The 26,731-nt window shown below is 68.2% G+C and carries 26 protein-coding genes; 14 read left to right on the forward strand and 12 right to left on the reverse strand.

Features of this window, described 5'->3' with window-relative positions; translation table 11 throughout:
• Positions 1-165: 165 nt before the first annotated feature.
• Genes H074_RS29790 through H074_RS29800 form a run of 3 tightly spaced genes read right to left on the reverse strand, consistent with a single transcriptional unit; the run spans position 166 to position 2,939 of the window.
• Complete coding sequence (locus H074_RS29790; RefSeq protein WP_007033792.1) at positions 166-792, reverse strand: pyridoxamine 5'-phosphate oxidase family protein; 627 nt, start codon at positions 790-792, stop codon at positions 166-168.
• The gene (locus H074_RS29795; RefSeq protein WP_007033793.1) at positions 785-1,942 is read right to left on the reverse strand and encodes an NAD(P)/FAD-dependent oxidoreductase; all 1,158 of its coding nucleotides are present in this window, start codon (positions 1,940-1,942) and stop codon (positions 785-787) included. Before H074_RS29795 ends, H074_RS29790 begins: the two co-directional genes overlap by 8 nt.
• A complete protein-coding gene (locus tag H074_RS29800; protein ID WP_007033794.1) occupies positions 1,926-2,939 on the reverse strand; it encodes a glutathione S-transferase family protein in 1,014 nt (337 codons plus the stop codon). Before H074_RS29800 ends, H074_RS29795 begins: the two co-directional genes overlap by 17 nt.
• A gap of 96 nt (positions 2,940-3,035) precedes the next feature.
• Here H074_RS29800 and H074_RS29805 point away from each other — a divergent pair, with 96 nt between their 5' ends.
• The gene (locus H074_RS29805) at positions 3,036-4,412 is read left to right on the forward strand and encodes a WS/DGAT/MGAT family O-acyltransferase (protein ID WP_039923670.1); all 1,377 of its coding nucleotides are present in this window, start codon (positions 3,036-3,038) and stop codon (positions 4,410-4,412) included.
• Positions 4,413-4,486: 74 nt separating this feature from the next.
• Here the strand turns inward: H074_RS29805 and H074_RS29810 are convergent, their stop codons facing one another.
• Positions 4,487-5,473, reverse strand: a complete 987-nt coding sequence (locus H074_RS29810; protein ID WP_007033796.1) for a PQQ-dependent sugar dehydrogenase — start codon at positions 5,471-5,473, stop codon at positions 4,487-4,489.
• Between the two features lie 315 nt (positions 5,474-5,788).
• Here H074_RS29810 and pqqA point away from each other — a divergent pair, with 315 nt between their 5' ends.
• From pqqA to pqqB, 5 genes are all read left to right on the forward strand, one after another.
• Entirely contained in the window at positions 5,789-5,884 is a 96-nt protein-coding gene (gene pqqA / locus H074_RS29815; RefSeq protein ID WP_007033797.1) for a pyrroloquinoline quinone precursor peptide PqqA, read from the forward strand.
• Between the two features lie 103 nt (positions 5,885-5,987).
• Positions 5,988-6,668, forward strand: coding sequence for a pyrroloquinoline-quinone synthase PqqC (gene pqqC / locus H074_RS29820; protein WP_039923661.1), 681 nt, complete (start codon positions 5,988-5,990; stop codon positions 6,666-6,668).
• 2 nt (positions 6,669-6,670) lie between these two features.
• On the forward strand, positions 6,671-6,943 hold the full coding sequence (gene pqqD, locus H074_RS29825; protein ID WP_007033799.1) for a pyrroloquinoline quinone biosynthesis peptide chaperone PqqD: 273 nt from the start codon (positions 6,671-6,673) through the stop codon (positions 6,941-6,943).
• Positions 6,934-8,022, forward strand: a complete 1,089-nt coding sequence (gene pqqE / locus H074_RS29830; RefSeq protein ID WP_007033800.1) for a pyrroloquinoline quinone biosynthesis protein PqqE — start codon at positions 6,934-6,936, stop codon at positions 8,020-8,022. The genes pqqD and pqqE overlap by 10 nt, the downstream gene beginning before the upstream one ends.
• On the forward strand, positions 8,019-8,882 hold the full coding sequence (gene pqqB, locus H074_RS29835) for a pyrroloquinoline quinone biosynthesis protein PqqB (RefSeq protein ID WP_007033801.1): 864 nt from the start codon (positions 8,019-8,021) through the stop codon (positions 8,880-8,882). The genes pqqE and pqqB overlap by 4 nt, the downstream gene beginning before the upstream one ends.
• Here pqqB and H074_RS29840 read toward each other — a convergent pair.
• Positions 8,879-9,853: an aldo/keto reductase gene (locus H074_RS29840; protein ID WP_051072035.1), complete on the reverse strand. Its 975-nt coding sequence runs from the start codon at positions 9,851-9,853 to the stop codon at positions 8,879-8,881. The genes pqqB and H074_RS29840 overlap by 4 nt on opposite strands.
• Before the next feature lie 107 nt (positions 9,854-9,960).
• Here H074_RS29840 and H074_RS29845 point away from each other — a divergent pair, with 107 nt between their 5' ends.
• Both H074_RS29845 and H074_RS29850 read left to right on the forward strand, forming a co-directional pair.
• Positions 9,961-10,479, forward strand: a complete 519-nt coding sequence (locus H074_RS29845; protein ID WP_007033803.1) for a winged helix-turn-helix domain-containing protein — start codon at positions 9,961-9,963, stop codon at positions 10,477-10,479.
• Complete coding sequence (locus tag H074_RS29850) at positions 10,476-11,696, forward strand: MFS transporter (RefSeq protein ID WP_007033804.1); 1,221 nt, start codon at positions 10,476-10,478, stop codon at positions 11,694-11,696. The genes H074_RS29845 and H074_RS29850 overlap by 4 nt, the downstream gene beginning before the upstream one ends.
• Positions 11,697-11,747: 51 nt before the next feature.
• On the opposite strand, the gene H074_RS29855 is transcribed toward H074_RS29850, so the two are convergent.
• Together H074_RS29855 and H074_RS29860 are read right to left on the reverse strand one after the other, a co-directional pair.
• On the reverse strand, positions 11,748-13,124 hold the full coding sequence (locus tag H074_RS29855) for an amidase (protein ID WP_007033805.1): 1,377 nt from the start codon (positions 13,122-13,124) through the stop codon (positions 11,748-11,750).
• Between the two features lie 8 nt (positions 13,125-13,132).
• Entirely contained in the window at positions 13,133-14,062 is a 930-nt protein-coding gene (locus H074_RS29860) for a D-2-hydroxyacid dehydrogenase (protein WP_007033806.1), read from the reverse strand.
• Between the two features lie 160 nt (positions 14,063-14,222).
• Here H074_RS29860 and H074_RS29865 point away from each other — a divergent pair, with 160 nt between their 5' ends.
• Genes H074_RS29865 through H074_RS29875 form a run of 3 tightly spaced genes read left to right on the forward strand, consistent with a single transcriptional unit; the run spans position 14,223 to position 16,474 of the window.
• Positions 14,223-14,963 carry a maleate cis-trans isomerase family protein gene (locus H074_RS29865; protein ID WP_039923665.1) on the forward strand — a complete coding sequence of 247 codons (741 nt, stop codon included), beginning with the start codon at positions 14,223-14,225 and terminating at the stop codon, positions 14,961-14,963.
• A 44-nt stretch (positions 14,964-15,007) separates the two neighbouring features.
• Complete coding sequence (locus H074_RS29870; protein WP_007033808.1) at positions 15,008-15,778, forward strand: maleate cis-trans isomerase family protein; 771 nt, start codon at positions 15,008-15,010, stop codon at positions 15,776-15,778.
• Positions 15,779-15,781: 3 nt separating this feature from the next.
• Positions 15,782-16,474 carry a GntR family transcriptional regulator gene (locus H074_RS29875; RefSeq protein WP_007033809.1) on the forward strand — a complete coding sequence of 231 codons (693 nt, stop codon included), beginning with the start codon at positions 15,782-15,784 and terminating at the stop codon, positions 16,472-16,474.
• 4 nt (positions 16,475-16,478) lie between these two features.
• Here H074_RS29875 and H074_RS29880 read toward each other — a convergent pair whose 3' ends face one another.
• From H074_RS29880 to H074_RS29890, 3 genes are all read right to left on the reverse strand, one after another.
• Positions 16,479-16,955 (reverse strand): DUF4262 domain-containing protein, encoded by a 477-nt coding sequence (locus H074_RS29880; RefSeq protein ID WP_007033810.1) that lies wholly within the window; start codon positions 16,953-16,955, stop codon positions 16,479-16,481.
• A gap of 310 nt (positions 16,956-17,265) precedes the next feature.
• Positions 17,266-18,339 (reverse strand): tartrate dehydrogenase, encoded by a 1,074-nt coding sequence (locus H074_RS29885; protein ID WP_007033811.1) that lies wholly within the window; start codon positions 18,337-18,339, stop codon positions 17,266-17,268.
• Positions 18,336-19,799 carry an NAD-dependent succinate-semialdehyde dehydrogenase gene (locus H074_RS29890; protein ID WP_007033812.1) on the reverse strand — a complete coding sequence of 488 codons (1,464 nt, stop codon included), beginning with the start codon at positions 19,797-19,799 and terminating at the stop codon, positions 18,336-18,338. The genes H074_RS29885 and H074_RS29890 overlap by 4 nt, the downstream gene beginning before the upstream one ends.
• 88 nt (positions 19,800-19,887) lie before the next feature.
• Here H074_RS29890 and H074_RS29895 point away from each other — a divergent pair, with 88 nt between their 5' ends.
• Together H074_RS29895 and H074_RS29900 are read left to right on the forward strand one after the other, a co-directional pair.
• Entirely contained in the window at positions 19,888-21,138 is a 1,251-nt protein-coding gene (locus H074_RS29895) for an aspartate aminotransferase family protein (protein WP_007033813.1), read from the forward strand.
• A complete protein-coding gene (locus tag H074_RS29900) occupies positions 21,138-21,635 on the forward strand; it encodes a DUF3830 family protein (protein ID WP_007033814.1) in 498 nt (165 codons plus the stop codon). The genes H074_RS29895 and H074_RS29900 overlap by 1 nt, the downstream gene beginning before the upstream one ends.
• Positions 21,636-21,695: 60 nt before the next feature.
• Here the strand turns inward: H074_RS29900 and H074_RS29905 are convergent, their stop codons facing one another.
• The gene (locus tag H074_RS29905) at positions 21,696-22,682 is read right to left on the reverse strand and encodes a hypothetical protein (RefSeq protein WP_007033815.1); all 987 of its coding nucleotides are present in this window, start codon (positions 22,680-22,682) and stop codon (positions 21,696-21,698) included.
• 149 nt (positions 22,683-22,831) lie between these two features.
• Here H074_RS29905 and H074_RS29910 point away from each other — a divergent pair, with 149 nt between their 5' ends.
• Positions 22,832-25,819 (forward strand): BTAD domain-containing putative transcriptional regulator, encoded by a 2,988-nt coding sequence (locus tag H074_RS29910; protein ID WP_235096908.1) that lies wholly within the window; start codon positions 22,832-22,834, stop codon positions 25,817-25,819.
• Here H074_RS29910 and H074_RS29915 read toward each other — a convergent pair.
• Positions 25,803-26,594 carry a Calx-beta domain-containing protein gene (locus H074_RS29915; protein WP_007033817.1) on the reverse strand — a complete coding sequence of 264 codons (792 nt, stop codon included), beginning with the start codon at positions 26,592-26,594 and terminating at the stop codon, positions 25,803-25,805. The genes H074_RS29910 and H074_RS29915 overlap by 17 nt on opposite strands.
• Positions 26,595-26,731: the final 137 nt, after the last annotated feature.

The following is a 26,731-nucleotide window of genomic DNA, read 5'->3' on the forward strand; positions in this document are numbered from 1 at the left end:
CACCGAACACTCATCACAGACATCAACAACCTCACCAACACCCCTTGACATCTATAGGAGCATCTTTCGCGACATCCAACGTCGCGAAAGTGGCTTTCGCGACACGCCCCGACACCACGCCACGTTTGCCTTATCCGTCAATAACCGTCTTTACCACTCACGACATCAGTACAACCCGGCCGAGTACCTGCCCGGTTCGTAGTACGCCTCGAGGTCGGCCATGCTCTCCTCCGGGCGCTCGAAGGTCTTCGCGATCGCCGCGCGGGACGGCAGCGCGTCGGGCGTCCAGCTCTCCGGCGACCAGAGCTTCGACCGCATGAACGCCTTCTGGCAGTGGTGGAAGATCTCGTCGATGTCGACCACCAGCGCGAGCTTCGGCCGGCTGCCCTTCACGATCATGTCGTCGAAGAACGGCGCCTCCCGCACGAGCCGCGCGTGGCCGTTGATCCGCAGCGTGTCGCCGCGGCCAGGGATCAGGTAGATCAGCCCGACGTGCGGATTCGACAGCACGTTGCGGAACCCGTCGGCGCGCCGGTTGCCGGGACGCTCCGGGATGGCGATCCGCGTGTCGTCCAGCACCAGCGTGAACCCGGCCGGGTCACCCTTCGGCGACACATCACAGGTGCCGTCCGCCGCCGAAGTCGCGATCAGCGCGAACGGTGACTCCGCGAGCCACTGACGGTCCATCTCGTGCAGCTTCGGACGCGCCTTGTTCGCCGTCCGCTCCAGCGGCGGCGGCAGGATCTCGCGCAGCTCGGCCTCGGTGGTGACTTCGACGAATCCGTCAGACAATGTTGTGCTCCCTCGTCACGGCCCGGTCGCCGTCGAACCGGCGGACGTCGAGCCCGGTGATGTCGATGGCCGGGACCCGCCCCAGGTAGAGGTCCCGTACGAGCTCCCCCACGGCCGGGCCCATCTGGAACCCGTGTCCCGAAAACCCGGTCGCGTAGAGGAACCGCGACAGGTGGACGCTTTCCCCCACGATCTGGTTGCGGTCCGGGGTGACCTCGTACAGCCCGGCCCAGCCGCCGCGGATCCCCGCGTCGAGTACGGCGGGCACCCGGCGCGCGGCGATTTCGGCGAGTTTCGGCAGCCACTCACCCGGCTGGTACCGGGTGTCGAAGCCGGGGTCGCCGTCACCGTCGCAGAAGGACATCGCCAGGCCGGGGCCTTCGCGGTGGAAGTAGAAGGCCGACGGCATCTCGATGGTCAGCGGTACGGAGCCGGGCAGATCCGCGACCGGGCCGGTGAACACGACCTGCCGCCGGTACGGCCGCACCGGGAGGTCGACCCCGGCCAGCTCGCCGATCCGGCCCGACCACGCGCCCGCGGCGCAGACCACCGCGTTCGTCCGCACCGAACCGTCGCCGGTCCGGACGCCGGTGATCTCGTCGCCGTCGCGTTCGATCCCGACGACCTCGACGCCGGTCCTGAGCACCGCGCCGTGCCCGCGGGCCGCCCGCGCGTAGCCCTGGACCGCGGAGTCCGGGGTGGCCTTGGCGTCGTCCGGCGACCACAACGCCGCGACGACGCCCTCGGTGTCGATGAGCGGGGAGAACCGCCGTGCTTCGGCGGGCTCGACGAGCCGGCTGCGGACGCCGTAGGAGTTCTGCAGTTCGGCGCAACGCTCGAACTCGGGCAGGTCCGCAGGGTCGGTGACCAGGTACAGGTACCCGTCGCGGCGGAAGTCGATCTCGATCCCGTAGGTCTCGGCGAAAGAGGCGTACTCGGCCAGCCCGCGCAGCCCGATCTCGATGTTGACCCGGGTGGTGAACGACGACCGGATCCCGCCCGCCGCCTTCGCCGTCGAACCCGCGCCCAGGATGTCGCGTTCGAGCAGCAGCACCGAAACCCCGGCGGCGGCGAGCCGGTACGCGCAGCCGACCCCGATGATGCCGCCACCGATCACGACGACGTCGGTGTGTTCAGGAAGTGGCTCCATCCATGTCCCCGATCCGTTCGTCCTCGGGTGGCGGTCCCGGCGGCGTGCCGTCACCGAACGGGCGCCCGCCCAGCTGCTCCCGGTGATGCGGCGTCGTCCAGCCGGACAGGTCCGGTCCCAGTGGGACGATCCGCGTCGGGTTCACCTGTTCGTGTACCACGTGATAGTGCCGCTTGATGTGGTCGAAATCGACGGTGTCACCGAAACCCGGCGTTTGGAAGAGGTCGCGGGCGTAGGCCCACAGCACCGGCAGTTCGGTCAGTTTGTTCCGGTTGCATTTGAAATGCCCGTGGTAGACGGCATCGAAGCGGACGAGCGTGGTGAACAACCGGATATCCGCTTCGGTGATCGTGTCACCGACGAGGTACCGCTGCTTTTCGAGCCGTTCGGAAAGCACGTCCAGCATGGCGAAGAGGCGGGTGTAGGCGTCCTCGTACGCGGCCTGTTTGGTCGCGAAACCGGCTTGGTACACGGCGGCGTTGACGTCGGCGAAGACACCCGCGTTGACGTCGTCGATCTCGCCGCGCAGCCGCTCCGGGTAGAGGTCGGGCGCGCCGGGCCGGTGCAGACTGGTCCATTCGGTGGAAAAATCGAGGGTGATCCGCGGATAGTCGTTGCTGACCAGCCGCTTGCTCGGAATGTCCACAATGGCCGGAACGCTGATCCCGCCCATGTAGTGCGGATCGGCCGCGTGATAGGCCTCGGCCAGGTACTTGATGCCGAGCACCGGGTCCCGGTCATCGGGATCGAGGGTGAACCGCCAGCTTTTCTCGTCCTGGATCGGATCGGCCACGGCCACGCTCAGCGCGGACTCGAGACCGAGGAGCCGCCGGACGATCAGACCACGGCTCGCCCAGGGACAAGCCCGGCTGACCACCAGCCGGTACCTGCCCGCCTCCACCGGCCAGCCGTCGCGGCCGTCGGCGGTGATACGCGCGTCGAAATGGTTGCCGGACCGACGGAACTCACCCGTCTGCGGATCGGTCGGGATCGTCATGTGAGCCACCCTAAAGCGTGAGAGGGTGGTTTCGGTGTGCGTAAACTCTGGCACCCGGCGTGCCCGCACGCCGCCGCGCGGAAGGTGGTCCCGACGATGCCGTTCATGCCCGTGACCGACTCGATGTTCCTTCTCGTGGAGACGCGCGAACATCCGATGCACGTCGGCGGACTGCAGCTGTTCAAGAAACCCGAGGACGCCGGACCGGATTACCTACGGGACCTTCGCCGGAAACTGCTCGATTCCGACAACATGCGCGACGTGTTCCGCCGCCGTCCCGCCCGGCCGGTCAACACCGCGGGCCACATCGCCTGGGCGACCGACAACGATCTCGAACTCGACTACCACTTCCGTCATTCGGCGCTGCCCCAGCCCGGCCGGATCCGCGAACTGCTGGAGCTGACCGGACGCTGGCACGGCACCCTGCTCGACCGGCACCGCCCCCTGTGGGAGATCCACCTGGTCGAGGGCCTGCAGGACGGCCGGTTCGCGATCTACAGCAAGATCCACCACGCGCTGATGGACGGCGTCTCGGCGCTGCGGCATCTGCAGGGCACGCTGTCGGACGATCCGGCCGACCTCGACTGCCCGCCACCATGGGGCTCCCGGCCCAAACCGGACGGCGGCCGCGACGGCAAGGCGTCACCCTCGATACTCAGCACCTTCGGCAAGACGGTCAACCAGCTCGCCGGCATCGCGCCGGCCGCGATGAAGGTGGCGCGGGAGGCGTTCCAGGAGCACACGCTCACGCTGCCGGCGCAAGCGCCGAAGACGATGCTGAACGTGCCGATCGGCGGTGCCCGGCGGTTCGCCGCGCAATCGTGGTCACTGGACCGGGTGCGCAAGGTGGCGACGGCCGCCGGGGTGTCGCGCAACGACGTCGTCCTCGCGATGTGCTCGGGCGCCCTGCGCGACTACCTGATCGAACAGAACGCGCTCCCCGACGCGCCGCTGATCGCGATGGTCCCGGTTTCCCTGCGGCGCAAGGACAGCGGGGACGCGGCGGGGAACAACATCGGCGCGCTGCTGTGCAACCTCGCCACCCAGCTGACCGATCCGGCCGCGCGGCTCGCGACGATCAACGCGTCCATGCGGAACGGGAAGAAGCTCTTCTCGGAGCTGACCCCACTGCAGACGCTGTTGTTGTCGGGGATCAACGTCGCCCAGCTCGGCGTGTCGCCGATCCCGGGCTTCGTGAACAACACGAAACCGCCGTTCAACCTGGTGATCTCCAACGTGCCGGGGCCGCGCAAGCAGATGTACTGGAACGGCGCTTCGCTCGACGGCATCTACCCGGCGTCGGTGCTGCTGGACGGGCAGGCACTGAACATCACGCTGACCAGCAACGGGGACAACCTGGACTTCGGCGTCACCGGCTGCCGCCGCAGTGTGCCGCATCTGCAGCGCATCCTGACCCACCTGGACACCGCGCTCGCCGAACTCGAACACGCTGTGTCCCTTGGGCGCAGCTGACCCCGCAATTCGGCACCTGGTTGCGATAGTTCGACGCCGAACCACCGCAACCAGGTGCCGAATCGCGTCGAGGGCTAGCTGCCGTCGGAGACGTAGATGGCGCCCGGGGTGATCGTGTACAGCTGGCCGTCCGGGCCGGCGGTCGCGTCACGCGTGCGGCCGAGGTCGGTCCAGAGCTTGCCGCCGTTGCCGTTCAGGTCGAGCTTGTACGTGCCGCCCTTGAGCGAGGCCATGTACAGCGAGCCCTTGTACGCCGCCAGCCCGCTCGGCGTCGCCGAAGACGTCGGCCACGCCTTCACCGGGTTGGTCATCCCCGCCGTGTTGCACGGGCCTTCGCAGGTCGGCCAGCCGTAGTTCTTGCCCGGCTCGATCTTGTTCAGTTCGTCGAGCTTGCTGGCACCGATGTCGGAAACGTACAGCTGCCCGTTCGCCCAGGTCAGACCCTGGACGTTGCGGTGGCCGTAGGAGTAGACGCGGCTGTTGAACGGGTTGCCGGGCGCGGCCGCGCCGTCCGTGGTGACGCGCAGGACCTTGCCGCCGAGGGAGTTCTTGTTCTGCGCGTTGGCACCGTTCTGGCCGTCGCCGGTGCCCGCGTAGAGGTAGCCGTCCGGCCCGAACCTGATCCGCCCGCCGTGGTGGTACTGCGAACCACGCGGGATGCCGGTGACGATCGGAGTCGGCGGCTGGCCCAGCTTCAGCTTGGCGATGCGGTTGTCGGAACTGGTCGTGTAGTAGATGAAGACCGTCTCGTCGGTGGCGTATTTCGGCGAGACGGCGATGCCGAGCAGGCCTGCCTCCGCGGTGACGCTCACCCCGGGGATGGTCTGGACCGTGGTGACCTTGCCCGCCTTGTCGATCTTGCTGATCGTCTTGGCGTCCTTCTGCGTGAAGAGGCCCGTGCCGTCGGGCAGGAAGTCGATCGACCAGGCCTGGTTGAGACCGCTCGCGAGCTGCCTGATCGCCTGGATGGACGGCGCCTCGGCGGCGGCCGCCGGGATGGCCGCGATCGACACGGCCGTCGCCGCGGCGAACGTGGCGGCGAGAGTACGACGTATGGACATGGGACGCCTCCTTCAGCTACACCCCTGGAGCTCGGATGGCGGCGGTAGACGAGTGGTCGGGGTGCACCCGTCGAGTTGGATAGAAACACACCACGGGACGAAACGGACACCACTGGACGGGCTATCGGGGGCATCGGCCGTTAACCGTTGTGTGCGCCGAGCGTGACGATCAGGCCTGCTCGATCGGCCATAGGTAGGAACCTTTACGAAATGACTCCGGAACTTGGACCTTACGTCTGGTCAGAATCGGCGACGCGCTTCTAGGGTGACGGGGCCCGGCCCGGTTCGATCCCATGTGGACGTTAGGAGCAGGAAATGATCGAAACCATCGAGGTATGGACCACGCCCGACTTCGTCGAGTACGAAACGCCCATGGAGGTCACCGCTTACGCGGCCCGCATGGAGGACTGATTTCGCATCCGGTGGTGGGGGCCGCCCCCCACCACCGCGCCGCCGTCCCGATCAGCGAGCCGTTGGAGGCAGCACGGTGTCCCTCCCCCCTTCCGCCGCACCGATGTCGTCGTCGGAGTTCATCGCGGCCTTGCGCGGGCTTTCGCACCGCTACTGGGGCACCCATCCGTTCCACGTGCGGATGCACGGCGGCGGCTTGTCCGAGTACGAACTGAAGATCTGGGCCGCGAACCGCTGGTACTACCAGTGCGTGCTCCCGCAGAAGGACGCGGCGATCATCAGCAACTGCCCGGTGCCGGAAATACGCCGGGAATGGCTCGACCGCATCGCCTATCACGACGGGGCGAAGGCCGGAGACGGCGGAATCGAGCGATGGCTCCGCTTGTGCACCGCGGTCGGGCTCGGCCGCGAAGAGGTTCTCGATCAGCGGCACGTCGCCCCCGGCGTGCGGTTCGCCGTCGACGCCTACGTGACTTTCGCCCGCACGAAACCTTGGCTCGAAGCGGTCGCCTCGGGGCTGACCGAAATGTTCGCCGGCCATCTCATGCAGCGGCGGGTCGCCGACATGCTGGCGAACTATTCGTGGATCGCGCGGGAAGACCTCGCCTATTTCACCGATCGCATCGACAAGGTCTCCGGTGAGGGCAAGGGGACGCTCGACATCGTCGTGCGGCACGCCGTCACCCGTGAGCAGCAGGAGAAGGCGATCGCCGCGCTGTCGTTCAAGACCGACGTGCTCTGGTCCATGCTCGACGCCATCGAGCGCGCGGCGGCCAAGGAGTAGCGATGACCACCCTCGAAATGGGCTCGGTGCCACGGCTGCGGCGCGGAGTCCGGCTGAGCTATGACCGGACCAGGGAAACACACGTCCTCCTGTTCCCCGAAGGCGTGCTCGTACCGAATCCGACCGCGGCGGCAGTGCTTTCACTCTGCGACGGCGTCGAAGATGTCGCGAGGATCGCTTCGGCGTTGCGCGAGCGCTACGCCGGTGTGCGCGAGGAAGAAATCCTGGACGTCCTGTCCCGGCTCGGAGATCGGCGGATCGTCGAATGGACCTGAACACCTCCACCGCGGCGCCACCGCTGGGCATGCTGGCCGAACTGACCCATCGCTGCCCGTTGCATTGTCCGTATTGCTCGAATCCGGTCGAGCTGATCACCCGGGACAGCGAACTGTCCACAGAGGAATGGCTGTCCGTGCTCTCGCAGGCACGGGAACTCGGCGTACTCCAGGTACACCTGTCCGGCGGCGAACCACTCGCCAGGCCGGATCTCCCTGTCCTGGTCGAGCACGCCACGAAGCTCGGTTGCTACGTCAATCTGGTGACATCCGGGCTCGGGCTGACGGAGTCCAGATTGCACGATCTCGTCGAACGCGGCCTCGCGCACATCCAGCTGTCCGTCCAAGGCGCGACCGCCGGCCGCGCGGACCGCCTCGCCGGAGCACGCGCCCATGACCGCAAACTGGTCGCCGCCGGACTGATCAAGAAGGCCGGGCTGCCGCTTTCGGTGAACGTCGTCCTGCACCGGCAGAACCACGACCAGCTCGCCGGGATCATCGACCTCGCCGAGAAAATGGGCGCGGACCGGCTCGAACTGGCCAACACGCAGTACTACGGCTGGGCGCTGCGGAACCGTGACGCCCTGATGCCGACCCGTCGGCAACTCGACGAGGCCGAGCCGATCGTGCGCGCGGCCACCGAACGGCTGCGCGGTCGCATGGAGATCATCTATGTCGTCGCCGACTACTACGAGCAGTACCCGAAGCCTTGTATGTACGGCTGGGGCGCGCGGCAATTGACCGTAGCGCCTGACGGAAACGTGCTGCCGTGTCCCGCGTCGACAGCGATCGAAACGCTGGAATTCGACAACGTCCGGGATAAGCCACTCGCGTGGATCTGGTACGAATCCGGTTCCTTCAACGCCTACCGCGGCGAGGATTGGATGCCGGACACCTGCGGCACTTGTGATCGGCGCGCGATCGACTTCGGCGGCTGCCGGTGCCAAGCTTTCCAGCTCACCGGCGACGCCGCGGCGACCGACCCGGTGTGCTCGCGTTCGCCGCATCGCGACGTCGTCGATCTCATCCTCGCCACGCAGACGAAAACGGACGAACTCGTGATGCGGGCGCCGCGATGAGGGTGATCCTGCTCGGCACCGCGGCGGGCGGCGGCTTCCCGCAATGGAACTGCGCCTGCGCACTGTGCGTTTCGGACGCGCCGCCGCGGACTCAGGACTGTGTCGCGGTGAGCGCGGACGGCGAGGACTGGTATTTGCTCAACGTGTCGCCGGACATCCGCGCGCAAATCCTCGCCACGCGGCCACTGCGAGCCGGACCGGGGCCGCGGGAAATCCCGCTGCGCGGGGTACTGCTGACCGACGCCGAGCTCGATCATTCACTCGGCCTTCTTCTGTTGCGGGAGGCGGGCGGACTTCCGGTGTGGGCACCCGACGCTGTCCTTCACGCGCTGTCCGAGCGGTTCCCCGCGCGGTCGATCATCGACGGCTACGGCGGCTGGGGCTGGCTGCCGTCGTCGGAGGTCGCCATCGACGGGCTCCGGGTGAGCGTGCTTCCTGTGAGCGACAAGCGGCCGAAGTACGCACGTACGTCCACTGAGGACGGGCCATGGGTGGTGGCGTACCGGATAGAAGACCTTCGGACTGGCGGCGTTTTCGTGTACGCGCCTTGCCTGAAGAGCTGGCCGGAGGGGTTCGACGACTTCACTCGCGACGCCGGTCTGGTGTTGCTGGACGCAACTTTCTACGCGCCGGACGAGATGTCGGGCGCCACCGCGGCCGAGGTCGGCGATGGCGCCCAGCTGGCGATGGGGCATCTGCCGATCACCGGCAGTCTCGCGAAGCTCCGGCCCGGTCCGCGTTGGGCGTACACACATCTGAACAACACGAACCCGGTGGTGGATCCCGCCTCGCCGGAGCACGCCGCCGTACTGAACGGCGGCGCCTCACTTCCCCTGGACGGTACCGAATTCAAGCTTTAGACGACCCCTTCGGGGCTCGCGCCCGACACGGGAACGGCGTCGGCGGTGAGACGATCGATCTCCGCGAGATCGTCCGCGGTCAGGTCGACGTCGGCCGCGGCGAGACTGGCTTCGATGTTGGCCGCCTTGCGCGCGCCCACGATCGCGACGTGTACGCCCGGCTGGGCGAGTGTCCACGCGATCGCGAGCCGGCTGACCGAGATCCCCTTGCCCGCCGCGAATTCCTTGAGCCTGTCGACGACGGCGAGATTGCGCCGGAACGTCTCGCCGGTGAACGCCGACGACCGTGAACGCCAGTCGGTTTTCTCGAACGTGGTCTCCGGCGTGAAGGATCCGGTCAGCAGGCCGCTGCCCAGCGGGCTGTACACGAGCACGCCGATGTCGTTCTCCCGCGCGTACGGGAGAGGATCGGTCTCGATGTCGCGGCGGAACAGGTGATACGGCGGCTGCAAGGTTTCCACCGGACGGGTCTTGTCGAAGTCGGCCAGTCCCGCGGCGTCGTAGTTCGAGACACCGATGTGCCGGATCTTCCCGGCGTCGACGAACTCCTGCAGGATGCCCGCCGTCTCCTCGGCCGGGGCGTCGGAATCGGGCCAGTGGATCTGATAGAGGTCGATGTGGTCGACGTCGAGGAAGCGGAGACTGTCCTCGATTCCCTGTGTCAGCCATTCGCGGCGGGAGTCGCGCGGCCGTTCGGAACGTGGCTTGATACCGCCCTTCGTGGCGATGACGAGGTTGTCGCGGTCGCGCTTGAGTTCTTCGCGCAACGCCTTTCCGAGCATCGCTTCGGACTTCCCGAAACCGTAGGCCTGGGCGGTGTCGAAGAAGTTGACCCCGAGTTCGCGGGCGTGGCGGATCGCGGCGATCGCCGTGTCCTCGTCGAACGAACCCCAGTCCCCGCCGAGCTGCCAGGTGCCGAAGGCGATCCTCGACACCTCGAGACCGCTCCTGCCCAATGTCGTCGTACGCATGCCTCCAGCAGAGCACAGACATCGGATCACCGCACCGGATCTCCCGGCCAACGAAACCCCCAAATAACTGTTTGACGGTCAGCGTCCCGGCAGTCGACACTCGCCTCATGTCCGAGTCCCCCGGCCTCGACGGGCTGCGCGTCCTCGCCCATCCCGTACGACTGCGCATTCTGTCGCTTTTGACCGGTGTCGCGATGAGCGCGGCCGAGGCCGCGCGCGAACTCGGTGAGACACAAGCGAATGTCAGCTATCACGTGCGACGGTTGCACGAGGCCGGACTGCTCGACGTCGCCGAGGAGGTCCGGATCCGGGGCGGGCTGGCGAAACGCTACCGGCACGATCCGGAGTCCGGATCGCGGTTCACGTCGAAGAATCCCGCGGAGGAACAGCTTCTCATCGCGACGATGGCCGAAGAACTCAAGCGCCGCAGCGAATTCCGCTTGCCCGGCGAACGCGGGTCGACAAGCGACGCGGAGATGTGGGTCGACCGCGAGACCTGGGAGAAAGCGCTCGAACACGCTCGCGAACTGGGCAGGCTTCTGCACTCGGCCGCGAGACCGCCCCGCACCCGGGGCACGATCCCGGTCAGCGCGACGGTCGCGATGTTCGCGATGAGGCGACCGTGACGTCGCTGCGCGAACCGCTGCGCCAGCACAACTTCCGCTGGCTGATCGGCGGTCGCACGTTCGGGGAATTCGGCAACGCCGTCGCCCCGCTCGCGCTCGCGTTCGCGGTGATCGACCTGACCGGTTCGGCCGTCGACATCGGCATCGTCGTCGGCGCCCGCTCGGTGGCGAGCGTGGTCCTGCTGCTGTTCGGCGGGGTGCTGGCGGACCGGTTGCCGCGATCGGTGATCCTGCAAGGCACCGAAATCGCCGCCACCCTGACCCAGGCCGTCATCGCGGCGAGTGTCCTTTGTGGATTCGCGACGATCCCCCTGCTGGTCGGCCTGAGCGTGGTCAACGGCGCGGTGGCCGCGATCTCCGCGCCCGCGTCGGCGTCGCTCACCCCGTTGACGGTGCCCGCCACACTGCTCGCGCAGGCCAACGCGCTGGCCAGGCTGCTGTCGAACTCCGGCCGGATCGCCGGCGCCGGGCTCGGCGGCATCCTGGTCACCGCGGTCGGTCCCGGTTGGGCGCTCGGCGGGAACGCGCTGCTGTTCCTGGGCTCCGCCCTGTCCTATCGGTGTATCCGCCTCAGCCGCCGGGAACGGATCCCCGGCAGCCGCCCGCTGGCGGAACTCGCCGAAGGCTGGCGCGAGTTCCGGTCACGGACCTGGGTTTGGGTCGTGGTCGTGCAGTTCATGGTGGTGAACGCCGTCATCGCCGGCGGGATCGCGGTGCTCGGTCCTGTCGTCGCCGACAGCACCTTCGGGCGTTCCGGCTGGGGATTCGCCCTCGCCGCGCAGACGATCGGCTCGCTCGCCGGCGGGATCCTCGTCGCCCGATGGCAGCCGCGCCGCGCGCTGTTCGTCGGCGTCGCGGTGATCCTTTTCGAAGCGCCGCCGTTGATCCTCCTCGGCCAGGCGCCTTTGCTGCCCCTGCTGCTCGCGGCCATGTTCGTCTCCGGCCTGGCGATCGAGCAGTTCGTGGTCGCGTGGGACGTCTCGCTGCAGGAGAACGTGCCCGAGGACAAACTCGCGCGCGTCTACTCCTACGACATGCTCGGTTCCTTCATCACCCTGCCCCTCGGCCAGATGGCGGCGGGGCCGGCCGCGCAGCACTTCGGGATCGGCACGACACTGCTGGCGTGCGCCGCACTGGTCGTCGCCGCCACCTGTCTCGCACTGTGCAGCGGCCAGGTGCGCGGACTCGTCCGGAAGACCCACGCTGTCCGGCCCTGACCCCGCGACCCCGAAAGTGGTAGCAAAGGTCCCTTGCTCTCCTTCCACAGGTCACGGCCAGGGGCGGACCTCCTCGAGGAGCTTCGCGACCGCGAGCACCAGGTCGTCGGAATGCCGCGGGCCGACGATCTGCAGACCGACCGGGAGGCCGTGGGAGGTGCGGCCCGCCGGCACGCTGATGGCGGGCTGCTGGGTCATGTTGAACGGGTAGGTGAACGGCGTCCAGTCCGGCCAGCCGCTCAGTCCGCTGCCCGGCGGCACTTCGTGCCCGGCTTCGAAGGCGGGGATCGGGAGGGTCGGCGTGATCAGCACGTCGTAGCGCGTGTGGAACTCGCCCATCAGGATGCCCAGCGCGGCCCGCTCGGCGTTGGCGCCGAGGTAGTCGCTCGCCGAGAACGTCTTGCCGAGTTCCCACACCTTCCGCAGCCCGGGGTCGACCTTGGTCTCCGAACCGGCGGGGAAGGTGTCCAGCCACTTGGCCGCCCCGGTCGACCACAGGATGTCGAAAGCGGGTTTGGGGTCGGTGAAACCGGGATCCGTCTCTTCGATGTGCAGGCCCGCGTCACCCAGCGACTGGACCGCCGACTTGACGATCGCCGCGACCTCCGGGTCGACGTCGACGTAACCGAGCGTCGGCGAGTAGGCGGCGATCAGCCCGCGCACGTCCCGGCGGACGGCCTCGCGGTAGGTCGAGACGGGCGGGGCGAGCGCGGCCGGGTCGCGGTGGTCGGGCATCGCGAGGACGTCGAGGAGCAGCGCCGTGTCGTCCACCGAACGCGCCATCGGGCCGGCGTGCGAGAGCGGTCCGAACGGGCTCGCGGGGAACAGCGGGATCCGGCCGTGTGTCGGTTTGAGTCCGACGATCCCGCAGAACGAAGCCGGAATCCGGATCGAACCACCGCCATCGGTGCCGACGGAGAGTTCACCCATCCCCGCCGCGACGGCCGCGGCGCTCCCGCCACTGGAGCCGCCGGCCGTCGTCGACGGGTCGATCGGGTTGCGGGTGATCCCGGTCAGCGTGTTGTCGGTGACGCCCTTCCAGGCCAGTTCCGGCGTCGTGGTCTTTCCCAGCAGTACCAAGCCGTTCTCACGCAGCCGCGCGGTGACGGGACTGTCGACGTCCCACGGCTGGCCGAGGTCGATGCACCGCGAACCGCGCAGCGTCGGCCAGCCCTGCGTCAGGAACATGTCCTTGATCGAGGCCGGGACGCCGTCCAGCCAGCCGATCGGATTGCCGTCCCGCCAGCGGACCTCGGACGCTTTCGCCTGTTCGAGCGCGCCATCGGCGTCGACCAGGCAGAAGGCGTTGGTCTCGCCGTCGCGTTCTTCGATGACACGCAACGCGTTCTGGGTGGCCTCGACCGGCGACAGCTCTCCGGTGGCGTACGCGGCGACGAGCTCGCTCGCGGTCAACTTGGTGTCGTTCAATCCGGCCCCTAACCTTGACGAAGCGTCTCCGACGGCACGTACCCGAGCTGCTTGTCCACGACGTTGCGCAGTGGCTCCCCCGCGCGCCAGCGACGGAAGTTGTCCGCGAACACCTCTACCAGAGTATTACGCCAGCCGACGAAGTCGCCCGACATATGCGGCGAGATCAGCACGTTCTCCATAGTCCACAAAGGACTATCGGAGGGCAGTGGCTCGGTGTCGAAGACGTCGAGCGCCGCACCGCCGAGCGGCCCGTCCCTCAGCGCGCCGATGAGGTCCGAGGTGACGACCAGTTCGCCGCGGCCGACGTTGACGAACCGTGCGCCGGGTTTCATCGCGGCGAAGGCCTCGGCGTCGAACATGCCCTTCGTCTGCTCGGTCAGTGGCGCGACAGCGACGACATAGTCCGCCCCGGGAAGATGGCGAGCCAGGTCCGAAGACGCGTACACGTCTCCGAAGTCGGGATCGCCCTCACGAGGACGGCGCCCGACACCCGCCACCGACATCCCGGCCGCCCGCAGCATCCGCGCGATCGACCGGCCGATCGGCCCGGTCCCGACCACGAGGACCCGGCGGCCGGAGATCCGTTCACTCTCCCGGTGCTTCCACCGCCGCTGCCGCTGCAGGGCCCACGAACGGACGAAATCCTTGGCGAACGCCAGGACGACCCCGAGGACGTACTCGGCTATCGCCCCGTCGAACACCCCACGGGAGTTGGTGAGCACGACGTCGCTCTCCTGCAACCCCGGGAAGAGGACGGGGTCGACGCCCGCGCTGGCGATGTGCAGCCAGCGCAGCTTGTCGGCCGCGTGCCAGGCACCCGGGACAGCGGTCGAAAGGAAATCGTAGACGAAGAACGCGTCGGCGCCGGATAACGCGTCGGCCAACCCAGCCTCGTCGGTGTAACGAACCACCGCTTCGGCTTCGATAGCGCGCATGTCCGGTGGGCGCGTGTCTCCGCAGAGCACCGCCAGCACAGGGGCCACTGAGGAGATCACGTTGACACCGTAAAAGTGGCTCGTATGATTGTCAACAATCCGAGGAACGACCCCCGGAGCACCGGACCTGTGGCAGCAGAAGCTTTCCGGAGGCTGAGACTTGGATTTCGACCTATTGGAGTTCGAAGGCCCGTTGGCGCAGCGCGGTATCGGCGTGATCGCCCCCTTCGACCTCGCTCTGGAGCGCGAGCTGTGGCGCTGGGTGCCCATGGAGGTCTCCCTCCATCTGGCGCGGACGCCGTACGAGCCCGTGCCCGTCAGCATGGAGATGGCCCAGCTCGTCAGCGACAGCAGGCATCTCGCCGCCGCCACGAGAGACGTGCTCCACGTGGAGCCCGAAGTCGTCGCCTATCTGTGCACCTCCGGCAGTTTCGTCAACGGTGTGGACTACGAACGTTCTCTGACCAAGGCGATCTGCGACGCGGGTGCGACGGACGCCGTCACCACGTCCGGAGCACTGGCGGAGGTTCTGCACCAGCTCGACCTCCACCGGGTCTCGGTGCTGACGCCCTACGACGGCGACCTGACCGGGAAGCTGCACGACTTCCTGACCGAACTCGGCGTTCGTACCGTCTCGAGCGACCATCTCGGCCTGGGCGGCGGAATCTGGAAGGTCAGCTACCGGACCATCGCCGAACGCATTCTCGCCGCCGACCACGCCGACGCGGAAGCCATCTTCGTCAGCTGTACCAACCTCCCCACCTACGATCTGATCGAGCCGCTCGAAAGCGCGCTCGGCAAACCCGTCCTCACCGCGAATCAGCTCACGATGTGGGCCTGCCTCCGGCGGATGAACCTGCCGATCGTCGGGCCCGGCAAGTGGCTCCGGGAGGTCGACTGACCTCTACCCTTACGATTGTCGACAATCTGCCCACCGGAGGTTCCGTGCCCATCACGCCGTTCGCCCCGCCCGAGCCGCCGTCCACGACGACCACCATCGGGTTCATCTACCCCGATCACGCGGCCGAAGACGACTACCCGCTCGCGGAACAGCTCCTCGGCGGGGACATGGCCGGGATCAAGCTGCCGGTCGAGCACATCTACGGGACCGACCTGCACGCCGTGCCCGAGCTCCTGGACCTCGGCAGCGAAAGCCGGCTCGCCGACGGCGCCGCGCTGCTGGCCAAACACGAACCGGACGCGGTGGTGTGGGCGTGCACCAGCGGCAGCTTCGTCTACGGCTGGGAGGGCGCCCGCGACCAGGCCGACCGGCTGGCCGCCGTCGCCGGCGTTCCGGCGTCGAGCACCTCCTTCGCCTTCGTCAACGCGGCGCGGGCCCTCGGCGTCCGGCGGGTCGCGGTCGCCGCCAGCTACCCGGGCGACGTCGCCCGGCTGTTCGTCGAGTTCCTCGGCGCGGGCGGGATCGAAGTGGTCTCCATGGGCAGCGCGGACATCGACACCGCCGCCGAGGTCGGCGAACTCAGCCCGGAAGCCGTCGTCGAACTCGTGGTGAGCCGTGACCACCCGGCCGCCGACGCGCTGCTCGTCCCCGACACCGCCATGCGGACGCTCGGCGAGATCAACACGCTCGAAACCAGGCTCGGCAAGCCGGTGCTGACCGCCAACCAGGTCACCGTCTGGGAAGGTCTGCGGCTCACCGGGAAGTCCCCGCTCGTCCGCACCTTGGGCGCGCTGTTCGGACAGAGGGGCAACTGAACCATGTCCTTGCCGGATATCGAGCCGGTCAGCCGGGAATCGACCGCCGGGATCATCGCGCGCCAGTTGCGGGACGCGATCATGACCGGCGCTCTCCCTCCCGGCACCCAGCTCGGTGAAACGGATCTGGCCTCCCGGTTCCAGGTTTCGCGGGGACCGCTGCGAGAGGCGATGCAGCACCTCGTTTCCGAAGGGCTCCTGCGCAGCGAGCGTCACCGCGGCCTGTTCGTGATCGACCTCGGGCCCGGCGACGTCTACGACATCTACTCCGCGCGCTCGGCCATCGAACGCGCCGCGATGCTGCGGGCGTTGCGCGGGGACAGGGAGCGGGTCGCCACCGAACTCGAAGAGGCCGTGAGCGCCATGGCCGCCGCCGCGGACGACGACGACCCGACCGCGCTGTCCTGGGCGGACCTCCGTTTCCACGAGGCGCTGATCGCCGCCTCCGGCAGCAAACGGCTCGTGCGCATGGCCCGGACCCTGCTGATCGAGACCCGGATGTGCCTCACAGCGTTGCAGGGGACCTATCAGCAGGTCGAAGAACGGGTCACCGAGCACACCAGGATCATCGAGGCCCTGCGGGCCGGCGACGAAGAGACCGCGCTCTCGCTGCTTGAAGCCCATATGGAGGACGCCGTCCAGCGGCTGGCCCCGGGAACCAGCCTGCGGGAGGGCGAAGCTCCCGCGGTGCCTTAGGGATTCAGCCACGGCCCCGCGCCCCCAGTACCGGCTGCCCGCCCGTCCCGCCGCGGAACTCCCTGTCCCACGGCCAGTTGCCGTGCTCGTCCTCGTAGACCAGTTGCAGGGCACGGAATTCTTCGCCGTACATGAGAACGGCGGTGAGCATGTGCGCCGACGGCGAACTGAGCGGAACGACCTCGAACGACGGCCACCCCACCGCGGCGGGCAGCACCTCCCCCGCTTCCGGCGGCCCCGACCGGACCGCCTGCTGGGCGAAATAATTCAGCAGCTGGCCGGATCTTCGCTCCCTCAGGCCGGTGACGACGAGTTCCGGCAGCCCGGCGTCGGTCAGCCCGACCGTGTACGCGAAGCCGGGTTGGACGATTCCGCGCTCGACCGTCTGCACCATCCAGCCGTACTTCCGGATCAGCGGACGGACCTCCTCGATGAGATAGTCGTCGCGGGTCTTCCCGGGGTTGTCGCAATGCCAGCACATCGGCACTCCTCCAGTCGTCGAATCCGATGATCGACACTGTGCACCGGGGCACCGACAAAAACCCACGGCCCGGAGCGGCGAGCATGCGGCGAACGGACCTTTCGTGGCGGATTTCGCGCCGGGATTCCCTTTCGCAGCAACGTTTTACCTTGCTCTGGAAAATGAGTGGGTCGCGAACGCGAGTAGTACATGAAGGCCCCCTTCCTTGCGCTAGGCGCAAGGAAGGGGGCCTTCATGTACTACTGCCGCCCGAAACCATGAATGGACCGTTCATGACTTCCGGGACTTGACACGCCACTATGCGGATCGTTCAAGATAGAGCGGCGACCACCGCGGACCCGAGTTCGGCGGTGGTGGACTTCCCGCCGAGATCAGGGGTCTGCACGATCCCCTCCTCGAGCACCTTTTCCACCGCGGCGCGCACGTCTTGTGCCGCGACGGTTTCCCCGAGATGGTCGAGCAGCATCGCCCCCGCCAGGATCTGCGCCACCGGATTCGCGATGCCCTGCCCGGCGATGTCGGGAGCGCTGCCGTGCACCGCCTCGAACATGGAAGGGAACTCACCGGTCGGATTGATGTTGCCCGAAGGTGCCATTCCGAGCCCGCCCGTCACGGCCGCCGCCAGGTCGCTCAGGATGTCACCGAAGAGATTGGAAGCGACCACGACGTCGAGCCGGTCCGGCGCCTGCACCATCCGCGCGGCGAGCGCGTCGACATGGCATTGTTCGGCGTGCACGTCGGGATATTCCGAAGAGATTTCGGCGAAGATCTCGTCCCAGAACGGCATCGAGTGAATGAGCCCGTTGGACTTGGTGGCCGAACAGACCCGCCCCGTCCTCGTCTTCGCCAGTTCGAAGGCGTAGCGGATGATCCGCTCCACCCCGACTCGCGTGAACACGGATTCCTGTAAGACGAACTCGTTGCCTTGACCACGATTGTGCCTGCCGCCGATCTCCGAGTACTCGCCCTCGGAGTTCTCCCGGACGATCACCATCTCCAGTTCGTCGGCGCCGCGGCCCGCCAGTGCCGACGTCGTCCCCGGCAGCAGCCGGACCGGCCGCAGGTTGACGTACTGACCGAACGCACGCCGAACCGGAATGAGGAGACCCCACAACGAAACATGGTCCGGGACACCGGGAAAACCGACGGCACCGAGAAAGATCCCGTCGAAAGGGGAAAGCCGCTCGATCCCGTCTTCCGGCATCATCGAGCCGGTCTTGGTGTACCGCTCACAACTCCAGTCGAACTCCGTCCAGGACAAGGAGAAACCATGCGATGCCGCCGCGCCGTCGAGGACCTTGCGGGCCTCGACCGTCACGTCGACGCCGATCCCGTCGCCGGGAATGCTCGCGATGCGATAGGAAGTCCCCGCTTGAGTAGTCACAGAGCCACCGCGATGTACTTGGTCTCGAGGAACTCGTCGATGCCGACGGTGCCGCCCTCGCGACCGAGCCCGGACTGCTTGATCCCGCCGAACGGCGCCGCGGGATTCGAAACCAGTCCTTGGTTGAGGCCGATCATGCCGGCTTCAAGCCGTTCCGAGACCCGCAGAGCCCGCTTGAGATCGGAGGTGTACACATAGGACACGAGGCCGAATTCGGTGTCGTTCGCCGCCGCGATGGCCTCGTCCTCACTGTCGAACGGAGTGATCGGGGCGACCGGGCCGAAGATCTCTTCCGAAGCGAGCCTGGCGTCCTTGGGCACGTCGGTGAGCACCGTGGCCTGATAGAAGTTACCCGGACCATCCACAGCAGATCCACCGGTGAGGACGCGCGCTCCTCGCTCGGTGGCGTCGGAAACCAGGCCACTGACCTTCTCGACGGCTCCTTCGTCGATGAGGGGACCGACGACGACACCCTCCTCGGTGCCGCGCCCCATCGGCAGGGCCTCCATGCGCTCGGTGAGGCGCCGGGAGAACTCTTCGACGACGCCACGCTGGACGTAGAAGCGGTTCGCGGCCGTGCAGGCCTCACCGATGTTGCGCATCTTCGCGGTCATCGCACCTTCGATCGCCGCATCGAGGTCGGCGTCTTCGAAGACGAGGAAGGGGGCGTTGCCACCGAGTTCCATCGAAGTGCGGAGCACCTTGTCCGCGCACTGTTCCAGCAGCTTCCGTCCGACGCCGGTCGAACCGGTGAAAGACAGCTTCCGGGCACGGCCGTCCCGGATCAGCGGCTCCATCACTCCACCGGAGTCCGACGTCGTCAGCACGTTCAGCACGCCTTCCGGCAACCCCGCTTCGGCGAGGATCGCCGCGAGGGCCAACATCGAAAGGGGGGTCTGAGCAGCGGGCTTGATGACCATCGTGCAGCCGGCCGCGACCGCGGGCCCGATCTTGCGGGTGCCCATCGCCATCGGGAAGTTCCACGGCGTGATCAGCAGACACGGCCCGACGGGCTGCTTCGTCACGAGGAACCGGCCCGTCCCGTTGGGAGCGACGGCGTAACCACCGTCGATCCGGACGGCTTCCTCCGCGAACCAGCGGAAGAACTCGGCCGCGTAGGTGATCTCGCCCTTCGATTCCGCGAGCGGTTTGCCCATCTCGAGGGTCATCAGCAGCGCGAGTTCGTCGGCGCGCTTGATCAGCAGCTCGTAGGCGCGACGCAGGATCTCACCGCGTTCACGCGGGGCGACGTTCGCCCAGTCGGCCTGTGCGGCGACGGCCGCGTCGAGCGCGCTGACACCGTCCGCCGGTGACGCGTCGGCCACCTCGCACAGGGTTTCGCCTGTCGAAGGGTCGAGAACGGGGAAGGTCTTCCCGTCCGCGGCGGGCACCCACTTGCCGCCGATGAACAGTTCCTTGTCGACCGCCGTGACTACGCCGGCCTCACTGATCGAGCTCATCCCAACGCTCCTCCATGTTGTCCCGAACGCCATGCTATGGATATTGTCAACAATCGACAACAGCTCAGCCGACCTAGGAGCGCAGCCCATGGCCCAGCTATCACCGCTGCTCAAGCAGGCAACGCCGGTCGTGGTCGACCACGGTGAAGGGGTTTACCTCTACGACACCGAGGGCAAACGTCACCTGGATTTCACCGCCGGTATCGGCGTGACCAGCACCGGCCACTGTCACCCGCACGTGGTGAGCGCGGCGCGGGAACAGATCGGCAAACTCATCCACGGGCAGTACACGACGGTCATGCACAAGCCGATGCTGGAGCTGACCGAGAAGCTGGGCGCCGTCCTCCCGGAAGGCCTGGATTCCCTCTTCTACGCGAACTCCGGCAGCGAGGCGGTCGAGGCGGCGCTCCGGCTGTCGCGGCAGGCGACCAAGCGGCCCAACGTCATCGTCTTCCAGGGCGGGTTCCACGGCCGGACCGTCGCGGCGGCGACGATGACGACGTCGGGCACCCGGTTCAGCGCCGGGATCTCGCCGCTCATGTCCGGCGTGCACGTCGCGCCCTTCCCATATGCCTTCCACTACGGCTGGGACGAGGAGACGGCGACGAAGTTCGCCCTGCGCGAGCTCGACTACCTGTTCGCGACGGTCTGCGCGCCGAACGAGACGGCCGCGTTCTTCATCGAGCCGGTGCTCGGCGAAGGCGGGTACGTCCCGGCGAATCCCGAGTTCCTGGCCGGGCTGCGGGAACGCGCCGACAAACACGGCATCCTGCTGGTGATGGACGAGATCCAGACCGGCTTCGGCCGGACGGGCAGGTTCTGGGGACACGAACACTTCGGGGTACGCCCGGACATCGTGCTCATCGCGAAAGGACTCGCGAGCGGGTTCCCCATCTCGGGTATCGCCGCGTCGGAGGAACTGATGGCGAAGGCGCTCCCCGGTTCGCAGGGCGGGACCTACGGCGGTAACGCGGTGGCCTGTGCGGCGGCGATCGCCACGCTCGACGTGATCCAGCGGGAGGGTCTGGTCGAGAACGCCGCCGAACGAGGACGCCAGCTCCTGGAGGGCGTGCGGGTGATCGCGGACAAGTCGCCGTCGATCGGCGACGTCCGCGGGCTGGGGCTGCTGGTCGGTTCCGAATTCACCACGCCGGACGGCGAACCGGACACCGCGAAGGCCCAGGCGGCCCAGAAAGCGGCGTCCGCCAACGGGTTGCTACTGCTGACGTGCGGGGCGTACATGAACGTCGTCCGGATGGTGCCGCCGCTGATCGTCGACTCCGAGCAGGTCGACGAGGCGCTGCGAATCTGGGGTGACGTCGTGGCGGGGGTCGAGTGATGGCCCGCTACATCACGATCACGCTCGACAAGCGCGGGGTGTCCTGCCGGGCCCGGCTGCTCGACGCCGAAGCCCCGAGGACCTGCCGCGCGGTCTGGGACGCGTTGCCGCAGAGCGGTTCGGCCTACCACGCGAAGTACGCGCGCAACGAGGTCTACACGCTCGTGCCGCCCTTCGCCGAGCCGAAACCGGGCCGCGAAAACCCCACGGTGACACCGATTCCCGGAGATGTCGTGTACTTCGGTTTCGAGGCTTGGGAGATCGGCAACCCGGCGTACGGCTACGACGAGGGCAGTGAGGCGCACAGCGATCAGGGCGCGACGGACCTCGCGATCTTCTACGGTCGCAACAATCTGCTGATCAACGGCGACGCGGGCTGGGTGCCCGGCAACGTGTTCGCGACGATCGAAGAGGGACTGGCCGAAATGGCGGAAGCCGCGCAGGACCTCTGGCTGCGAGGTGTCGAGGGCGAGACGCTTTCGTTCGCACGCGCGTGAAACCCGTGGGCGGTGCGGGTTCCCACCCCCACCGCCCACGGGCCGGCACCCCTCCCTGGCCTACTGCCGCGCTTCGGTGAGCCGGTACTCGACGCCACCGACCTCTTCGCCGTGCTGGTCGACCTGTGTCACGTGGACGGTGTACTGCCCACCGGCCGCCTCGTCGCCGGCGGTGAAGCTCAGCCTGGCGTCCACCTGTTCGCCCGACTTGAACGTCAAACCGCTGATCCGTGCCTGCTGCGGGTTCACGATGGCCAGCTCGGTCTCGCCGACCCGTTCGATGCCCTCACCCTTCGCGCCACCTGCCCGCCAGCGTGCGGCGAGGTCGGGGCCGAGGTCGATGGTGATCCGCCCCGGGCCGGTGAACGGCCTGCCCGGCTGGGTGAAGACGATGTCGCCGACCGCCGTGGGGTCGGGACCGTCCCAGCCGAACACGATCGGGCGGAGCACCGGGATCTTGATCTTGAACGGCACGGCGTTCACGTTGTGCCAGCCGATGTTGTTGTTCTTCCGCGCGTTGGTCGACGTGCTCAGGCCCTCGGTCGGCAGGTCGGTCGGCGAAAGCCATCGCGCCAGCAGGCAGAAGTGGGAGCCGATCGGGACCTTCCACGGGATGACGACCCGTTTGGTGCCGTAGGGCACGCTCACGTTGGTGGCCGAGCCGATGTAGTTCCACTGGCTCGACCACTGGGCCACGGTGCCTTGCTTCGTGTAGTAGACCTGCAGCGTCCCCTTCTCGAGTCCGTCCCCGTACGGGCCGGGGTTGTTCAGCGTGACGTGGATGTAGGCGGTGCTCCCCTGGACGATCGGGTCGTCGGTGGCGCAGAGGACCGTCGCCGAGAAACACACCCGGATGTCGGGACTGGAGTAGAGCGAACCGGTCGAAGGCTCGAACCCGACGTCGGACGTGTTGTCCCGGATGAAGACGTCGCTCCGGGCCTCCGGCGCGGCTTGCACCGCCGGTGCGACACCCGCGAACAGCGTCGCGGCGGCCAAGACGGCCGAGGCGAGCAGCGTTCGGCGGCGCCGCGGATTCCTGCTGATCATGTTCCCCTCCTTGGGCGAAACATTCGACCCGTTGACCGTCGGCCAGGCCGGTTGTGGCGGGGTTGTGGAGATCGTGTGCCCTAATCGGCCGATTTCGGTGGGTCTCGGCCCGGATACGCTCACCGAGGTCACATGCCGGAGGGAGCAGGGTGCCCGGGCCAGGGGAACTACGGGTGCTGGGTCCGGTCGAAGCGATCGGACCCACCGGGCGGGCGGGGTTGCACGGCGCCCGCCAGCGAGCCGTGCTCGGCGTTCTCGCCCTGCACGCGGGCTCGGTCGTCCCGATCCCCCGGCTGGTCGACGTGCTCTGGGGTGAAGATCCGCCGCGCACCGCGGTGAAGACCCTGCACAGCCATGTCGCCCGGATCCGGCAGGCGCTGGAGGACTGCGGGTTCCCGCCGGTCCTGCTGACGCGCAAGCCCGGGTACGTCCTGACGGTCGCACCGTCCTCTGTCGACGCTCTCCGCTTCGAAGAAGAACTTCGTGCCGCCAAGCGGAGCAATCCCGGTCCAGCGGTGGCGGCGTTGCGTGAGGCGTTGCGGCTCTGGCGCGGCGAAGCCTTCGCGGACGCCGAACTCGACGGCTGGGGCCAACGCGAGGTCGAACGGCTCCAGGAACTGCGGCTGTCCGCCTGGGAAGAGCTCTGGGACGCCGAGCTCAGGCTCGGCGAACACGAGGAGGTCCTCCGGGAACTTCCGCGGCTACGGGCCGAGCAGCCGTACCGCGAACGGTTCGCCGCGCTGCACATGCTCGCCCTGCATCGCTGCGGGAGGCATGCCGAGGCACTGGAGACGTTCCAGGCCGTGCGCCGGGGGCTGGCCGACGAGTTCGGCGTCGATCCCGGCCCGGAACTGGTCGAACTGCACACGTCGATCCTGCGCCGCGCGCCCGAACTCGACGCGCCCGCGCGGGGTACCGCGCCCGCGCAACTCCCCGCCCGTGTCGGGCACTTCACCGGACGACAGCAGGAGCTCGCTTCACTCGACAGTCTCCTCGACGAAGCCGAGCCGCCGGTCGTGGTCATCTCCGGGGCGGCGGGGATGGGCAAATCCGCGCTGGCCGTGCAGTGGGCGCACCGCATCGCGGATCGCTTCCCCGACGGTCAGCTCTTCCTCGACCTCGCCGGGCATCACCCGGACGAAGCAGTCTCGCCGGGTGACGCGCTCGCGCATCTGTCGCGTGGGCTCGGCCTCCCCGACGATCGGCTGCCCGACTCGACGGCCGAACGCGCGGCGCTCTATCGCTCACTGCTGCACGGCAGGCGTTGCGTGATCGTCGCCGACAACGCGGGCGGCGTCGACCAGATCCTTCCGCTCGTCCCCGGCACGGCGAAGGCGATGCTGATCGTCACCAGCAGGCAGACCCTGGCCGCGCTCGGCAGCAGGCACGCCGTCCGCGTGTTCGCCCTCGACGCGCTGGCGGACCCGGAATCGATGACGCTGCTCACCCGGGTGCTGGGCGCCGACCGGGTCGCCCGCGAACCCGCGCAGGCCGCGCGCCTGGCCAGGCTGTGCGACGGGATGCCGCTGGCACTGCGGATCGCCGCCGCGCGCCTGACCGGTGAGCCGGGCCGTCCGATCGCGGAACTCACTGCGGAGCTGACCGGCGACGGCCGACTGGAAACCCTTGCGGTACAAGGAGATTCCCGGACGGTCAAAACCGTCCTCGCGAGCGCCTACCTGCCGCTGAACCGTGCTCCGGCTCAACTGTTCCGGCTGTCCGGGCTCATCCCGGGCCCCTCGTTCTGTTCGGCCCTCGGCAGCGCGCTGTGCGGGGTGCCCGCCGAGGCCGGCCGGACCGCAGTCGCCGAACTGGCCGCGGCGCACCTGATCACCCCTGCGGGCCCGGACCGCTATCGCCTCCACGATCTGATCCGCGACTTCGCCGTCGCGTGCGCCCGCGCCGACGAAACGACGTCAAGCCGCGCCGAGGCCGCGGACCGGCTGATCGACTGGTACCTGCACGTCGCCGCCGAGGCGAACAGGATCATCGATCCGAACCGCGATCTGGTCACCCCGGCGCTGCGTCACCCGCCGCCCGAGCGGCCGTTCCCGGCGGAAAGGCGTGCGGCGCTGGCGTTCCTGGGTGCCGAGCGCGCGAATCTGCTGCCCGTGGTGCGGTTCGCGCGCGAACACGGCCGCAACACCGCCGCCTGGCAGCTCACTTATCTGCTCACCAGTTTCTACGACACCATGGGTGGCTGGAACGAACGGATCGGGCTCTGCCGCGAAGGGGCCGCGGCGGCCGCCGAGCTCGACGATCCGTTGGCGGAGGCGGAAATGCTGCGCGCGCTGGGCGCGGCCTATTTCATGACACGCAGGCTGACCGACGCGCTCGAAACCAACGCCCGCGCGTTGAAGGCCGCCCGCGCGGCGGGCGATCTCGAAGGGGAAGGGCACATCTACAACAACACCGCGAACGCCTACGCCGCCCTTCGCCGGTTCGACGAGGCGATCATCGCGTACCGGCTCGCCGTGGAGCGGTGCACCTCGGCGGGCAACCGGCTCGGGCGCGCGCTGTCCCAGCGCAACCTCGGCCACGCCTACATCCGCCGCGGCCAGCCGATGGACGGTCTCAGCCCGCTGACGGCCGCGCTGGAGACGTTCCGCGAACTCGGCAACGCCCGGCTGGAAGCCGCCACCCTGGACACGCTCGGCGAGGCCTACGAGGAACTCGGCGATCACGACGTCGCGCTGGACCATCTCGGCAAGGCGCTGGCCGCGTCCAGGGCGATCGGCGACCGTTGGCAGGAGTGGGAATCGCTGCTGCACGCCGGCCAGGTCCACCTCGCCCGCCTGGACTTCCGCGCCGCACGGGACGATTTCGACCAAGCGCTGTTGATCAGCCGGGACGTCGGGAACCGGCACAGTGAGGCAGCCGCGCTCGACCGGCTCGGCCGAGCCCACCTCGGGCTCGGCGATCTGGTTGCGGCGCGGGAAAACCTCGAACGCGGCGTCGCGGTCCGGTCGGGCGTCCCGGATCCGTACGAGGAAGCTCATCTGCACCGCGACCTCGGCGACCTCGAGGCGCGGTGCGGCGACACGGCCGCCGCGGCCGCCCACTGGGCTCGAGCGATCGAGCTGTACCGGCGGGCGAACGCGACGGCCGACGCCGACCTCGTCACCCGGCGGGGCTGATCAGCACGGTCGAGGTCGCGTACACGAGCCTGCCCTGCGACGGATCGAAGAACTCGACCCGCGCCTTCCCCGTCTGTCCGGGCACGATCGTGAACTCGGCGTATCCCCTCGTTTCACCACGCTGGAAGGTGACGACACCGTCCTTCACCGGCTCGTGGGCGGAGCCTTCGGTGCGATAGCGGATCGTGAGCGGTCCCGCGAGCCATGGCCGGGAGAGCACGAGCGGCACCCTGCAGCTGCTGCCCTGCGCGAAGTTGGGCGGGACCGACCAGCAGATCTCGCCTTCCTGGGTGGTGGCCAGCGGCGCGGTCTTGACCGTGTCGTCGTCGGCCACCCAGGCGACGCCGACGCTGTGCCCGATCCGCACGCCTTTCTCGCCGTACAGGCGCAGGGAGAACATCTCGTCGTTCTCCGCGAAGGAATCGGCGCGGACCTTGACCGCGACGGTTCGCGTGTCCGCCGTCCCGGACCAGGTCAGCGTGCCCGCGCTCGGCAGGTAGTCGACGTTCTCCTTCGCGATGAACGCGGGATCGACCGACGAGCCGTTGCCCTCGATCGTCCGGTATTCGACCGAGCCCTGCGGCGCGCAGCCACCGTCGTCGAGGGAAACGGTGAAGAGAAAGGTGGTGTACCCGGCACTTGTCCCCTCGGCCTGGCTGACGCCGCTGACGTTCGCCACGGGCGCGGTGCAGCCCGCTTCCCCGCCTTCGGCCGCCGGTATCGCGAGCCCGAACGTGACCGCGAGCGCCGCCCCCAGCGTCGCGGTCCGTCTCAATCTTGATCTCATCGAGCGTCCACCCCTTCCGGCGGACCGCCGCGGCCCGCTGCGACATGGGTAACCGAACGAGGTTGTCGCGAGGTTGTGACCACCGGGAAGCAAACATGAAAAGGATTCATGGCCATCTCCGCCCA

This window comes from Amycolatopsis decaplanina DSM 44594, from assembly GCF_000342005.1.
Lineage (GTDB): Bacteria > Actinomycetota > Actinomycetes > Mycobacteriales > Pseudonocardiaceae > Amycolatopsis > Amycolatopsis decaplanina.

Excerpts from the sequence above, each read along its gene's own strand:
- H074_RS29795 (WP_007033793.1), bottom strand. The coding sequence starts at position 1,942 with ATGGAGCCACTTCCTGAACACACCGACGTCGTCGTGATCGGTGGCGGC.
- H074_RS29800 (WP_007033794.1), bottom strand. The coding sequence starts at position 2,939 with ATGACGATCCCGACCGATCCGCAGACGGGTGAGTTCCGTCGGTCCGGC.
- H074_RS29805 (WP_039923670.1), top strand. The coding sequence starts at position 3,036 with ATGCCGTTCATGCCCGTGACCGACTCGATGTTCCTTCTCGTGGAGACG.
- H074_RS29810 (WP_007033796.1), bottom strand. The coding sequence starts at position 5,473 with ATGTCCATACGTCGTACTCTCGCCGCCACGTTCGCCGCGGCGACGGCC.
- pqqA (WP_007033797.1), top strand. The coding sequence starts at position 5,789 with ATGATCGAAACCATCGAGGTATGGACCACGCCCGACTTCGTCGAGTAC.
- pqqC (WP_039923661.1), top strand. The coding sequence starts at position 5,988 with ATGTCGTCGTCGGAGTTCATCGCGGCCTTGCGCGGGCTTTCGCACCGC.
- pqqD (WP_007033799.1), top strand. The coding sequence starts at position 6,671 with ATGACCACCCTCGAAATGGGCTCGGTGCCACGGCTGCGGCGCGGAGTC.
- pqqE (WP_007033800.1), top strand. The coding sequence starts at position 6,934 with ATGGACCTGAACACCTCCACCGCGGCGCCACCGCTGGGCATGCTGGCC.
- pqqB (WP_007033801.1), top strand. The coding sequence starts at position 8,019 with ATGAGGGTGATCCTGCTCGGCACCGCGGCGGGCGGCGGCTTCCCGCAA.
- H074_RS29840 (WP_051072035.1), bottom strand. The coding sequence starts at position 9,853 with ATGCGTACGACGACATTGGGCAGGAGCGGTCTCGAGGTGTCGAGGATC.
- H074_RS29845 (WP_007033803.1), top strand. The coding sequence starts at position 9,961 with ATGTCCGAGTCCCCCGGCCTCGACGGGCTGCGCGTCCTCGCCCATCCC.
- H074_RS29860 (WP_007033806.1), bottom strand. The coding sequence starts at position 14,062 with ATGCGCGCTATCGAAGCCGAAGCGGTGGTTCGTTACACCGACGAGGCT.
- H074_RS29875 (WP_007033809.1), top strand. The coding sequence starts at position 15,782 with ATGTCCTTGCCGGATATCGAGCCGGTCAGCCGGGAATCGACCGCCGGG.
- H074_RS29880 (WP_007033810.1), bottom strand. The coding sequence starts at position 16,955 with ATGTGCTGGCATTGCGACAACCCCGGGAAGACCCGCGACGACTATCTC.
- H074_RS29890 (WP_007033812.1), bottom strand. The coding sequence starts at position 19,799 with ATGAGCTCGATCAGTGAGGCCGGCGTAGTCACGGCGGTCGACAAGGAA.
- H074_RS29895 (WP_007033813.1), top strand. The coding sequence starts at position 19,888 with ATGGCCCAGCTATCACCGCTGCTCAAGCAGGCAACGCCGGTCGTGGTC.
- H074_RS29900 (WP_007033814.1), top strand. The coding sequence starts at position 21,138 with ATGGCCCGCTACATCACGATCACGCTCGACAAGCGCGGGGTGTCCTGC.
- H074_RS29905 (WP_007033815.1), bottom strand. The coding sequence starts at position 22,682 with ATGATCAGCAGGAATCCGCGGCGCCGCCGAACGCTGCTCGCCTCGGCC.